At 67.7% G+C, this 12,739-nt stretch carries 10 protein-coding genes; 5 read left to right on the top strand and 5 right to left on the bottom strand.

Going from position 1 to position 12,739, the window contains the following annotated elements; all coding sequences use genetic code 11:
• The 4 genes from ACSHSS_RS28465 to ACSHSS_RS28450 form a co-directional block, all read left to right on the top strand.
• The coding region (locus tag ACSHSS_RS28465) for an Ig-like domain-containing protein (protein WP_445545832.1) at positions 1 to 3,822 on the top strand (3,822 nt) is incomplete at its 5' end.
• A 223-nt stretch (positions 3,823 to 4,045) separates the two neighbouring features.
• Entirely contained in the window at positions 4,046 to 5,653 is a 1,608-nt protein-coding gene (locus ACSHSS_RS28460) for a TolC family protein (RefSeq protein WP_445545831.1), read from the top strand.
• Positions 5,646 to 7,874 carry a type I secretion system permease/ATPase gene (locus ACSHSS_RS28455; protein WP_445545830.1) on the top strand — a complete coding sequence of 743 codons (2,229 nt, stop codon included), beginning with the start codon at positions 5,646 to 5,648 and terminating at the stop codon, positions 7,872 to 7,874. Before ACSHSS_RS28460 ends, ACSHSS_RS28455 begins: the two co-directional genes overlap by 8 nt.
• Positions 7,871 to 9,043 carry an HlyD family efflux transporter periplasmic adaptor subunit gene (locus ACSHSS_RS28450; RefSeq protein WP_006396548.1) on the top strand — a complete coding sequence of 391 codons (1,173 nt, stop codon included), beginning with the start codon at positions 7,871 to 7,873 and terminating at the stop codon, positions 9,041 to 9,043. Before ACSHSS_RS28455 ends, ACSHSS_RS28450 begins: the two co-directional genes overlap by 4 nt.
• A gap of 57 nt (positions 9,044 to 9,100) precedes the next feature.
• Here ACSHSS_RS28450 and ACSHSS_RS28445 read toward each other — a convergent pair whose 3' ends face one another.
• From ACSHSS_RS28445 to ACSHSS_RS28435, 3 genes are all read right to left on the bottom strand, one after another.
• On the bottom strand, positions 9,101 to 9,658 hold the full coding sequence (locus ACSHSS_RS28445) for a DUF488 domain-containing protein (RefSeq protein WP_445545829.1): 558 nt from the start codon (positions 9,656 to 9,658) through the stop codon (positions 9,101 to 9,103).
• Positions 9,655 to 9,882 carry a hypervirulence associated TUDOR domain-containing protein gene (locus tag ACSHSS_RS28440; protein WP_445545828.1) on the bottom strand — a complete coding sequence of 76 codons (228 nt, stop codon included), beginning with the start codon at positions 9,880 to 9,882 and terminating at the stop codon, positions 9,655 to 9,657. Before ACSHSS_RS28440 ends, ACSHSS_RS28445 begins: the two co-directional genes overlap by 4 nt.
• Before the next feature lie 130 nt (positions 9,883 to 10,012).
• Positions 10,013 to 10,438: a hypothetical protein gene (locus ACSHSS_RS28435; RefSeq protein ID WP_445545827.1), complete on the bottom strand. Its 426-nt coding sequence runs from the start codon at positions 10,436 to 10,438 to the stop codon at positions 10,013 to 10,015.
• Between ACSHSS_RS28435 and ACSHSS_RS28430 the strand changes: the two genes are divergently transcribed.
• Positions 10,437 to 11,765 (top strand): right-handed parallel beta-helix repeat-containing protein, encoded by a 1,329-nt coding sequence (locus ACSHSS_RS28430; protein WP_445545833.1) that lies wholly within the window; start codon positions 10,437 to 10,439, stop codon positions 11,763 to 11,765. The genes ACSHSS_RS28435 and ACSHSS_RS28430 overlap by 2 nt on opposite strands.
• 67 nt (positions 11,766 to 11,832) lie before the next feature.
• On the opposite strand, the gene ACSHSS_RS28425 is transcribed toward ACSHSS_RS28430, so the two are convergent.
• Together ACSHSS_RS28425 and ACSHSS_RS28420 are read right to left on the bottom strand one after the other, a co-directional pair.
• Positions 11,833 to 12,462: a response regulator gene (locus ACSHSS_RS28425; protein ID WP_445545826.1), complete on the bottom strand. Its 630-nt coding sequence runs from the start codon at positions 12,460 to 12,462 to the stop codon at positions 11,833 to 11,835.
• A 46-nt stretch (positions 12,463 to 12,508) separates the two neighbouring features.
• The coding region (locus tag ACSHSS_RS28420; RefSeq protein WP_445545825.1) for a hypothetical protein at positions 12,509 to 12,739 on the bottom strand (231 nt) is incomplete at its 5' end.

Genomic DNA, 12,739 nt, shown 5'->3' with positions numbered 1-12,739 from the left:
GTTTACGACGGCACGACGTTGCTCGGCACGACGACGGCCGATGCATCGGGCAGCTGGAGCTTCACGCCCGCGAGTGCCTTGGGCGAAGGTGCACATAGCTTGACGGTCACGGCAACGGATTCGTCGGGCAACGTGAGCACGCCGAGTACCGCGTTCGATCTGACGGTGGATACGACCGCACCGGCTGCGCCAGCGGTGAACGCGACGGATGGGACGTCGCTGTCCGGTGCGGCCGAAGCCGGCGCAACGATCCAGATCGACACGAATGGCGACGGCACGCCGGATGCAACCGTCACGGCCGATGCGAGTGGCACGTGGACGTATACGCCTTCGACGCCGCTGCCGGTTGGTACGCAAGTCACCGTGACCGCCAGCGATGCTGCCGGCAACACGAGTCTGCCTACATCGGTGACAGTGACTGGCGATGTCACGGCGCCGGCAGCGCCGGTTATTGCCGGTGTGACGGACGACGTTGGTTCCGTCACGGGCGCAATCGTTTCGGGTGGCAGCACGGATGACACGACGCCGACCTTGAGCGGTACGGCGGAAGCAGGTAGCACGATCAACGTCTATGACGGTACGTCGCTGCTCGGCTCGACAACGGCCGACGCATCGGGCAACTGGACTTTTACGCCGGCGACTGCGCTGGGCGAGGGCGCACATAGCCTGACGGTGACGGCAACGGATTCGTCGGGGAACGTTAGTGTGCCGAGTGCGGCATTCGATCTGACGGTGGATACGACTGCTCCGTCGACCCCGACGGTAAATCCGACGGACGGCACCTCTCTGTCCGGCACGGCCGAAGCAGGCGCAACAATCCAGATCGACACGAATGGCGACGGCACGCCGGATGCAACAGTCACAGCCGACCCGAGCGGCGCATGGACCTACACGCCCACGACACCGCTGCCCGTCGGCACGCAAATCGGCGTAACGGCGAGCGACCCAGCCGGCAACACGAGCCCGTCCGCAACAGTGACGGTGACCGGCGATGTTACGGCACCGGCAGCGCCGGTTATTGCGGGTGTAACCGACGACGTTGGCTCAGTCACGGGCGCACTCGCTTCCGGCGGTAGCACGGACGATACGACGCCGACCTTGAGCGGTACGGCGGAAGCGGGCAGCACGATCAACGTATTCGACGGCACGACGCTGCTCGGCACGACAACGGCCGACGCATCCGGCAATTGGACCTTTACGCCGGCGACTGCATTGGGCGAAGGCGCACATAGCCTGACGGTCACCGCAACGGATTCGTCGGGCAACGCCAGTGTGCCGAGCGCGGCATTCGAATTGACGGTGGATACGACTGCTCCTTCGGCGCCGACGGTGAATCCGACGGATGGCACGTCGCTGTCCGGCACGGCCGAAGCAGGCGCGACGATCCAGATCGACACGAATGGCGACGGCACACCGGATGCAACGGTGACGGCTGATCCGACCGGCGCATGGACGTACACGCCGTCGACGCCGCTGCCTGTCGGCTCGCAAATCGGCGTAACGGCAAGCGATGCGGCGGGCAATACGAGCCCGTCTGCTTCGGTGACGGTGACTGGCGATGTTACGGCGCCTGCGGCACCCGTCATTGCCGGTGTGACTGATGACGTTGGCTCAGTCACGGGTGCACTCGTTTCCGGTGGTAGCACGGACGATACGACGCCGACGCTCACGGGCACGGCCGAAGCAGGCAGCACGATCAACGTCTATGACGGCACGACGCTGCTCGGCACGACAACGGCCGACGCATCCGGCAACTGGACCTTTACGCCGGCGACTGCGTTGGGCGAAGGCGCACATAGCCTGACGGTCACCGCAACGGATTCGTCGGGCAACGTGAGTGTGCCGAGTGCAGCATTCGATCTGACGGTAGATACGACGGCGCCGGCTACGCCGACCGTGAATCCGACGGACGGCACGTCTCTGTCCGGCACGGCCGAAGCAGGCGCGACGATCCAGATCGACACGAATGGCGACGGCACACCGGACGCAACGGTCACAGCCGACCCGAGCGGCGCATGGACCTACACGCCGTTGACACCGCTGCCCGCCGGCACGCAAATCGGCGTAACGGCAAGCGACACGGCCGGCAACACGAGCCCGTCCGCAACTGTGACGGTGACCGGCGACGTCACGGCACCTGCAGCCCCCGTTATCGCGAGCGTGACCGACGACGTCGGCTCGATCGTCGGAGCACTGACAAACGGCGCATCGACCGACGACACGAAACCGACGCTCACGGGCACGGCCGAAGGCGGCAGCACGATCAACGTCTACGACGGCACGACGTTGCTCGGCTCGACCACGGCAGACGCATCGGGCAACTGGACCTTCACGCCGACCACCGGACTCTCGGACGGTGCGCACGCGCTGACCGTCACCGCGACCGACGGATCCGGCAACGTCAGCACGCCGAGCGCGGCCTTCTCGATCAACGTCGACACGGTCGCGCCGACCGCGACGGCAACGCTCACGACGCTCACCGACAACACCGGCGCACCGAACGACTGGGTCACGGGCGACACGACGCCGATTCTCGGCGGCACGCTGAGCGGCGCGCTCGGTGCGGGCGAAGTCGTGCAGGTCAGTCTCGACGGCGGCGCACACTGGAGCGCGGCGACCGTCAACGGCACGAACTGGACGTGGTACACGGACGGCGTCCTCGCGGCGGCCGACTATACGGCGACGGTGCGTGTCGTCGACGCGGCCGGCAATATCGGCGGCTCGACGCAGCAGACGTTCACGATCGATCCGAACGTCGCGCCGGTCGTCTCCGCGCAAGCATCCGGGAACCTGCTCGGGATCGTCGGCGCGAACCTGCTGAACCTGATCGACCTGAGCACGCAGCAGGCGTTCGGCGCGTCCGACTACAACAACAACATCGATCACGTCACGCTGCACTACGGCGGGCTGCTCGGGCTCGGTGCGCTGCATTTCGGCGCGAACCAGGCACTCGCGAACGAGCTCGGGCTGCACTTCGACATCGTGAACAACAACGGGATCCTCGGCGTGATCGGACCGTCGTCGGACATGACGATCACCGCGGCGGACGGCGGCGCGATCGACAACCTGAAGCTCAACGAGTTTCTCGGTTCGATCACGTTGACGGGCGGCGTGATCAGCATCAGCGCGCTCGACAGCGTGACGATCTCCGCGACCGACAAGACGGGACTGTCCGCATCGGCGAGCGCCGGCCAGTTGCTGAATGCGAACCTGCTCGGATCGTCGCAGTCGACGTCGATCATCGAAGGCACGCAGAACGGTGACACGGTCAACGGCACGTCGGGCAACGATCGTCTGTACGGCTACAACGGAGACGACGTGCTGAACGGCGGCGACGGCAACGATCTGCTGCGCGGCGGCGCGGGCAACGACACGCTGAACGGCGGAAACGGCAACGACATCCTGATCGGCGGGGCCGGCGACGACACGCTGACGGGCGGTGCCGGCACCGACGTGTTCCTGTGGGAGGTCGTCACGCCCGCAGACAACACGGGCGGCAACGGTCACGACGTGATCACCGACTTCCAGCTCGCGACCGGCCCGACCGACACCGGCGGCGACAAGATCGACCTGTCGAAGCTGCTCGTCGGCTACACCGCGGACGCCGACGGTCCCGCGCACTACGTCGACGGTGTCCCGACGATCGACTCGGGCGACACGATCGGCCAGTACCTGAACGTGACCAACGTCGGCTCGGATACGGTGATCAGCATCGACCGCGACGGCGCCGGCACCGCGTTCGGTTCCGAAACGCTCGTCACGCTGAACAACGTGACGACCAACCTGGAGACCCTGCTCGCGAACCATCAGATCATCGTCTGACCGTCACGCCCGGGGAGGCCGGCCTGCCTCCCCGACCGGACGCGCGCGCGCCGTCGAAGCGCGTGCGTCCGGCAATCGATCGTCCCGGCATGACGCGGGAACCTGATTCGCCGAATGGTACGCCGTCGGCGTCCTGATGATGCACAAGACAACCGCTCGTTTCAGATTCGTCCGGTGCCGCGCCGAGCGCCCGGTCCACACCGTTTCTCTTTCAGGCCACCTGTTGTTCGCCGCTGCCTGGCTCGGCATCGCGCCCGCGGTGTCGGCGGCGCCGCCGCTGCCCGCCGGCGGACTTTCCGTCGCGGCTACCACGGCCGCACGATCGAATGCGTCGGTCGTGCCGCTGCCGAGCGCGTTGCCGCCCGCCGCGCCGCACCGTTTCGATGCGCCGCCGTTGCCGCGCGCGATGCCAGCCGACCCGATGCGGCGCATCGTGCTGTCGAACCTGTCGCGTGCGTTTGCGTCGTCCGACGAGCTGCTGCCCGTACGACCGTCGCGCGACGGCGTGACGACGATCACGCCCGATCCGAATCCGATCGACGGCGCCCTCGATGCGCCCATCGACACGCCGCCCGTCGCGGACGCCGCCGGCGCGTCGGACGACACGCTGCGCATCGCGCTCGACGATCTGTCGCTGCGCGATGCGGTCGGCATTGCGATTGCACGCCATCCGGATATCGGCCGCGCGAACGCGGAGGTCGCGCAGAGTACGTCCGAAGTCGAAGTCGCGAAGGCCGCGTGGTATCCGAAGATCGACTACGGCGTGCGTCCCGGCTACGGCGGCAGCTTCGGCAGCAACGGCAATCGCACCGGCACGCGCGCGTCGATCGGCGTATCGCAACTGCTGTACGACTTCGGCCGCACGTCGAGCCGGATCTCCGCGGCCGACTCGACGCTGAGCCAGCGCCGCTTCCAGCTCGCGGACACGATCGAGACGGTCGCGTATCAGACGGCGTCGACGTTCATCGAGCTCGCCGCGAGCCAGGACGTGATCGCGGCCGCACAGCGTCAGGTCGCCGCGCTGACCGAAACGCGCGCGAAGATTCTCGATCGCGTGCGCGCGGGCCTGTCGGTGTCGTCGGACCGCAATCTCGTCGAACTCGCGATCCTGCACGCACAGGCCGAAGTGCTGAAGGCGCACACGCGCTTCGACGTCGCGGCCGCGAAGCTGACCGAGCTGATCGGCGCGCGCCCGCGCCGCGTCGCGGGTCTCGGCGGGACGGTCGGTTTCGTCGGCGGGCTCGGCAGCATCGGCGGCAACGTCGAGCACACGCCGTCGGTGCTCGCGGCGGAAGCGGCAGTCGACGCGGCCGACGCGCGTGTGCGGCTCGCGGAAGCGGAGCGCTTTCCGTCGATCGGCATCGGCGCGAGCCGCGCGATTTCGAGCGGCCGCCCGAACGCGAGCAACGACACGTGGATCGGGCTCGCGGTGAGCGGCAACTACTCGCTCGGCGGCCTCGCGAAGCATCAGATCGCGGCAGCCGAAGCGGAGTTGCGCGCGAATCGCGAGAGCCTCGAGAACCAGCGGCTCGTCACGCGCAGCGCGCTGAAGGCCGCGCAGATCGAAGTGTCGGGCGCGGCTGCGCGCCGCGCGAGCTACGAGAAGGTGATCGCGCTGTCGCGCGCCTCGCGCGACCTGTACTGGCAGGAATACATCCTGAACAAGCGCACGCTGACCGACGTCGTGAATCCGGAGCGCGACATCTTCGAATCGGAGGTCGAGTGGATCAATGCGCTTGCCGACGGCTCGATCGCGCGCGTGAAGGCATACGTCGCGGTCGGCAAGTTCGTCGAACTGCTGCGCGAACACGAAGGGAGCCGTCATGAATGATGCGTTTCGCCCCGCGCGCGACAGCGGCGCGGACCTTGCGCGCTGGGTCGACCCGCTGTTGTTTGCGGCCCGTCATCTCGGGCTGACCGTATCGCCGGAACAGGTGCGCGGCACGGCCGCGTGGGCGGTCGGTTCGGCGCCCGAAACGGCGATCGTCGACATCGCGGCGGCCGCCGGGCTGGCCGCGCAGTTCGTCGAGCTGCCGGTCGCGAAGCTGACGCCGACGATGCTGCCGGCGCTCGCCACGATCGACGAGGCGCACGTCGGCGTGATCGTGTCGATCGCGGCCGGGCGCGCGATCGTGCAGTTCGCGATCGACGGGCAACCGGTCGAGCGCGCGATCGACGTGAACGCGCCGGCGCCGACGTGGCCCACGCGCGTGCTGCTCGTGCAGCGGCGTGTCCCGATGCGCGACGCGCGTGTCGACGACTACCTGTCCGCGAAGCCCGATACGTGGCTGCACGACCTGTTCGCCGCGCAATGGAAAGTGTTGCTCGATCTCGGCGCCGGTTCGCTGTTCGGCAATCTGCTCGCGATCGCGACGTCGCTGTTCGCGATGCAGGTGTGGGACCGCGTCGTGCCCGCGCGCGCGACGCACACGCTATGGGTGCTGGCATCCGGCGTCGCGCTCGCGCTCGTGCTCGAGCTGGTGCTGCGCACCGTGCGCGTGTCGATTGCCGATCACTTCGGCAAGCAGGCGGACCTGAAGCTGTCGGCGATGTTCTTCGCACGCGTGCTCGACATCCGCAACGACGCGCGGCCGCGCTCGCCCGGCACGCTCGTCGCGCAACTGCGCGATCTCGAACAGCTGCGCGAGTTGCTGACGTCGAGCACGATGGGCGTGCTGATCGACATTCCGTTCGTCGTTACGTTCCTGTTCATCATCTGGATGCTGGGCGGCCCGCTCGCGTTCGTGCCGCTCGCGGCGATTCCGCTGCTGATCCTGCCGGGCGTGTTCGCGCAGATCCCGCTCGCGAAGCTGTCGAATCAGGGGCTGGCCGAATCGGCGATGCGCAACGCGATCCTGATGGAGTCGATCTATCGCGCGGAAGACATCAAGGCATTGCAGGCCGAACCGCGCTTCCGGCAGCTCTGGGACCACACGAACCGCGTCAATGCCGACGTCGGCCTGCGACAGCGTCGCATCGCCGGGCTGCTCGTCAATCTCGCGCAGACGGTCCAGCAACTCGCGTACGTCGGCGTGCTGATCGCGGGCGTGTACGGCATTCTCGATTCGAGCCTGTCGTTCGGTGCGGTGCTCGCATGCTCGATTCTCACGAGCCGCACGATCGCGCCGCTCGGACAGATTCCGGCCGTGCTGTCGCGCATCCAGAACGTGCGTGCCGGCAAGAAGGGCCTCGACAATCTGCTCGCGCTGCCGGTCGATCACGATCCGGCCGTCGATGCGTATCACCGGCCGTCGCTCGTCGGCCGCTATCGGTTCGAGGACGTCGCGTACAGCTTCGATCCGCAGGAAAAAACCGTGCTCAACGTGCCGAAGCTGTCGATCGAGCCGGGCGAGCGCATCGCGATCCTCGGCCGCGTCGGCGCCGGCAAGTCGACGCTGCTGCGGCTGCTCGGCGGCCTCGCGACGCCGGTGCAGGGCCGCATCCTGTTCAACGACACGCCGCTGCCGCTGATCGACGTCGCCGACGTGCGGCGCGACGTCGGCATGCTGCTGCAGGAGTCGAGCCTGTTCTACGGGACGTTGCGCGAAAACCTGCTGATCGCGAATCCGCTCGCGACCGACGACGCGATCCTGGCCGCGATGAAGGTCGCGTGCGCCGATCAGTTGCTGCTGCGGCAGCCGCACGGCCTCGACCTGAAGCTGCGCGAAAGCGGGATCGGGCTGTCGGGCGGCCAGAAGCAAGCGCTGATGCTCGCGCGCGTGGTCCTGCGCGCGCCGAACGTGCTGCTGCTCGACGAACCGACCGCGTCGCTCGACGATGCAACGGAGCGCGCGATCGTCGAGCGGCTGCGGCAGTGGCTCGGCAACCGGACGCTGATCGTCGCGACGCACCGCTACCCGGTGCTGTCGATCGTCGACCGCATCATCGTGATCGACGGCGGCCGCATCGTGCGCGACGGTCCGAAGGACGAAGTGCTACAAGCGCTGCGCGGCCATGCGACGACGGCCGCGCAATCGGGCGCGGGCACGGCGCGCGCGCCGTCCGGCGACGGTGGTGCGCTGCCGCCGGCTATCGCGGAGGAGGCACGATGAGCGATTTCACGTGGTCGATGCGCGGTGCGCGCGAAGCGGCGCATGCGCGCCCGGTGCTGTGGCTGATCGTCGCGGCGCTATTCGTGTTTCTCGTCTGGTCGGTGTTCGCGGGGCTCGACGAAGTCGCGGTCGGCGAAGGGAAGGTGACGCCCGCATCGAAAGGTCAGATCATCCAGAGCCTCGAAGGCGGCATTCTGTCGGAACTCGTCGTGCGCGAGGGCGACGTCGTCGACGCGGGGCAGACACTCGCGACGCTCGATCCGGTGCTCGCGCGTTCGTCGATGGAGGAGACGCTCGAGCGCATCACCGCGCTGCAGGGTCGCGCGGCGCGGCTGCATGCGGAGATGAACGATTTGCCGAGCGTCGCGTTTCCGGCGGAACTGGCGAACGAGAAGGCCGTGACCGAGCGCGAGCGGCAGCTGTTCGTCGCGAACCGGCGCGCGTTTCGCGAGAACGTCGCGAACCTGCGCGAGCAGCTGCGTCTCGCGGAGGACGAGCTGCGCATCGCGCTGCCGCTGCTGAAGACGGGCGCGACGAACGAGGTCGAGGTGCTGCGGCTACGGCAGAAGGCGGCCGAGTTCTCGACGAAGCTCGCGGCGACGCAGAGCGAATACTACGTCGCGCTGAAAGCCGACTATTCGAAGACGATGGCCGATCTCGAGCCGCTGCTGAAGGTGCGTGAAGGGCGGGCCGACCAATTGCGGCGCACGGTGATCCGCTCGCCGGCGCGCGGCATCGTGAAGGACATTCGCGTGTCGACGGTCGGCGGCGTCGTGCAGCCGGGCGGCGTGCTGATGGAGATCGTGCCGCTCGACGATCAGCTGCTGATCGAGGCGCGGCTGAGCCCGCGCGACATCGCCTTCATTCATCCGGGTCAGGAAGCGACCGTGAAAATCACGGCGTTCGAGCCGTCGATCTACGGCTCGCTGCCTGCGAAGGTCGAACGGATCTCGCCCGATACGATCGAGGACCAGGTCGACCGCCGCGTGTACTACTACCGCGTCTACGTGCTCACGCAACACGCCTATCTGGAAACGCGCGACGGCAAGCGGCATCCGATCCTGCCGGGGATGGTCGCGACGGCGGAAATACGCACCGGCCGCCGGACGGTGTTCGAGTATCTGGTCAAGCCGCTGAATCGTGCGGCCGAGGCGCTGCGCGAGCGATGAGCGCGCGCGCGGGCCGTCGAGCGCGCCGTTCGCGGCATGCGCGGCTACGTCACGGCGTTACGCCTGCGACGACGCGACGCCTTCGGCGCGCGGGTAGACGACCGTGCCGTCCGGCTGCACGTCGGCGCCGGTTGTCAGCCGCGCCGGCTCGATCCGGCCGCGCGCCATGATGTGCAGCACCGTCTCGTCGTGCGCGATCAGATAGTCGGACACGATGCGCCGGTGACAGCGCCACCACACGGCTTCGGAGCACATGATCGCGCAGCGTTGCCGCTGGCCGAGCGCGATCAGTTCGTCGAGGCCCGCGCGGAACGTGTCGGACAGCGCGTAATCCGCATAACGATGAAAGCTGGCGTTGGTCCAGAAGCCGTTGACGTCGCCGGGCACGTCGTGCGATTTGCCGCGCAATCCGCCGAGCGCGGCGATGTGCGCATACGCGATGCCGGCGTCGGCGAGCGCGTCCGGCAGCGTCGCTTCGTTGAACTGCGGATTCGCGCGCGAGCGCGTCATCTTGCGAACGTCGACGAGCAGCGCGATTTGCGCGTCGGCAAGCATCGCGATGAATTCGTCGAGCGGACGGTTCGAATGACCGATCGTGTAGTAGGGCAGTCTCACGTGTCGCCTTTGCCGGAAATGCGTTCGAGTACGCGGCCGCGATGCGCAGCGATATGGTCGGTTCGGTCGCTTCGGGTCTCGTACTGCGGATCGTCGGGCGACGCGCGGTGGCGATGACCCTTGTAGTCGAAGTCTTCCGTATGGATCGCGACGATCGTGCCCGTCACATAGCCGGCTTCGGAATTCCACCGGACGTGATCGCCGATCCGGAATCGTGTCGTCATGACAGCGTCCTCCTTGCATCGATACGCGCTCGCGCGGCACGCGCAAGTCGTCATTATCGGCTTGCGCGGCGTGCCGAAAAAGATACAGACGCGGGCGCGCCTGCGCACGCGCAATTGTCGTGCCGCGGTCTTACGACGTCGCGCGCCTTATGTCGCATTTACGCGCGATGCACGCGAAATAGACTGATTGATGAGCGACGGAACGAATCGGCAAGTTTGGGGGCAAGCCGATCATCCAGCCACGCTCGGGAACGCAGGGCCAATTGATCGGTTCGATCGCGGCACGCAGTGCCGGCGCCGCCGCGATCAAGCCGTCTTTACGGGGGACCACGCAACGTGCGCCGGCGGGCGAACGTGCGATCGCGTATCGGCCGCCGCGCGCGGCGATGCGCCGTTGCCGTTGCGCCGCCATCTCGGCGGAGCAAGCAAGGCTTGAAGTCCGGTCGTTCCGCGCATGTGCCATGCGCCGATCGACCGTTTCGATGCGCGGACCACCCGCGGCCGTCTGCCGGCCGTCGCCGGCGGCCGCGCGAAAGAGACATGCGATGAAAAACATGTTGCACGCCCGCGGCCCCGCGCCGGCCGCGGTGCTCCTTTGCGCCGGCTGCTGGGCCGCATGGCCGGCCGTTGCCGAATCGCCCGCGTCGGGCTGGCTGACGCGGTTTGACGCCTGGCATACGCGCGTGTCGGACCGGTATGCGCGCGCGCCGCGTGCCGCCGGTGCGTTGCCGATCGCGACCATTCAGCCGAGCGCGAACGGCGGCGATCAGGCCGATGCGCTGCAGGCCGCGTTCGATGCGTTGCAGCCGGGCCAGCGTCTCGTGCTCGCGCCCGGGCGCTACGAGGTCGGACGCTCGCTGACGGTCTCGAAAGCGGACGTCGTGATCTCCGGTTACGGCGCGACGCTGATCGCGACGACGGCCGGCGATCAGACGCTGACGATGAGCGGCAGCGGCTCGACGCTCGTCGGCGTCACGCTGATCGGCACCGGTACGACGCGGCTCGCGACGCGCGAGTCGACGAAGGTGCAGGTGACCGGCAGCGGCGTGCAGGTGCTCGGCGTGACGATACGCGGTGGCGCGAGTGCGGGGATCTTCGTGTACGGCGGCCGCCAGGTCGCGATCGTCGGCAATACGGTGAGCGCGACGCTCGCCGACGGCATCCACGTGACGAACGGCTCGACCGACGTGCGCGTGCAGCGCAACACGGTGACCGGTACCGGCGACGATCTGATCGCGGTCGTCAGCTATCAATCCGACGGCCGCCTCAGCGGCAACGTGCTGATCGACGGCAATTCGGTATCGGGCAATCCGTGGGGGCGCGGCATCTCGGTCGTCGGCGGCCGCTCGGTGACGATCTCGAACAATACGGTCGTCGGCGTGCAGAAGGCGGCGGGGATTCTGGTCGCGCAGGAGGACAGCTGGCAGACGTACGGCGTGACGGACGTGAGGATCGAGAACAACGTCGTCGATGCGATTCAGGACGGCACGAACGCGAACAACGGATTGCCGCCGACGCACCAGGCCGCGATCGAGCTCGATACGTGGTCGGGCGCCGTGTCGTATGGCGTCGTCAAGGGCAATCGCGTGTCGCGGTCCGGCTTTGCGGGCTTTCGTGCGTACGGGAACGTCTGCCAGTTCGCGGTGATCGACAACGCGTTCACGTCGATCGCCGATGCGCCGGTGTCGCTGCTGGCGAACGCGTGCCCGGCGAGCGCGATCGTCGTGTACGGCAATACCTTGAGCGGCGTCGCACTGCCGCCGTCGATCGGCGCCTCGACGTCCGGCACGATTCCGGCCGGCGGCGCGGTGACGACGAGCCTGCCGACCGTGCGTGCGCAGCTGATGCAGACGAGCGGCACGCGGATGCCGAAGCATCGCTGACGGCCGCGGCCCGCTGCCGGCATGCAATGCGCGCGGGGCATGCAACGCAGGTCATGCACGCATTGCGTCAGATCAGTCCTGCCTTCCTGCCGGCAGCGGCCGCCTGCGTGCGGTTCAGCACGTGCAACGTCCGGAAGATCGCGGTGATATGCGCCTTCACGGTTTTTTCCGACAAGCCGAGCCGATCCGCGATCACCTTGTTCGGCACGCCTTCCGCGAGATAGCGAAGCACCTCGATCTGACGCGGCGTCAGCGGCGCGCCGGCCGCGTGGCGTGGCGGTTCGATCGTGTAAGCCGCGCCGTCGTCGAGCAGCAGCGGCGACACGTAGCGCTCGCCGTTCAGCACCATCACGATCGCGGACAGCAGCGTATGCGGGCTCGCCGACTTCGGCACGTAGCCGAGCGCGCCGTGCGCGAACGCCGCGCGCACGTCGCGCGGATCCTCCGACGACGACAGCACGATGATCTGCAACGCCGGGCGCGCACGCGCGAGCGCGGCAATCGCGTCGACGCCGCTCGTGCCGCGCATCTTCAGGTCGAGCACGATCGCGTCGATGTCCGCGTGCTGGTCGAGCATCTGCATCGCGTCGTCGGCGCTCGCGGCCTGGACGACTGCGAGCGCCGCATCGTTGCGACGCAGCAGCGCCTCGACGCCGTCGCGCAGAACCGGATGATCGTCGACGATCAGGATTTTCATGGCGTCAGGGTTCGCGGCAAGAACCGGTTGAGCGGATCGACCGATCTTACCGGCAGGCATCCTGGTGTTGGATGCGTCGTACGATCGAAATGTTCACGCGTTCAACGGCGCGTTGCGATTCGACCGGGATTCGCGCGAACTCGATCGTCGCGGTGCGTAATGTATCTACAGTGCTGCCGACGCTCGGCGCTGTTCGTTCGTCGCATAGCGGAAATCGATGCTGCTGCGTGTTTGCGGGAAGCGGGCGCGCGATGGCTGGGTCGGCGTCGATATATTT

The organism is Burkholderia sp. BC1 (genome assembly GCF_052683555.1).
The sequence above is the reverse complement of the archived record's forward strand: the minus strand, read 5'-3'. Positions and strand labels throughout refer to the sequence as shown.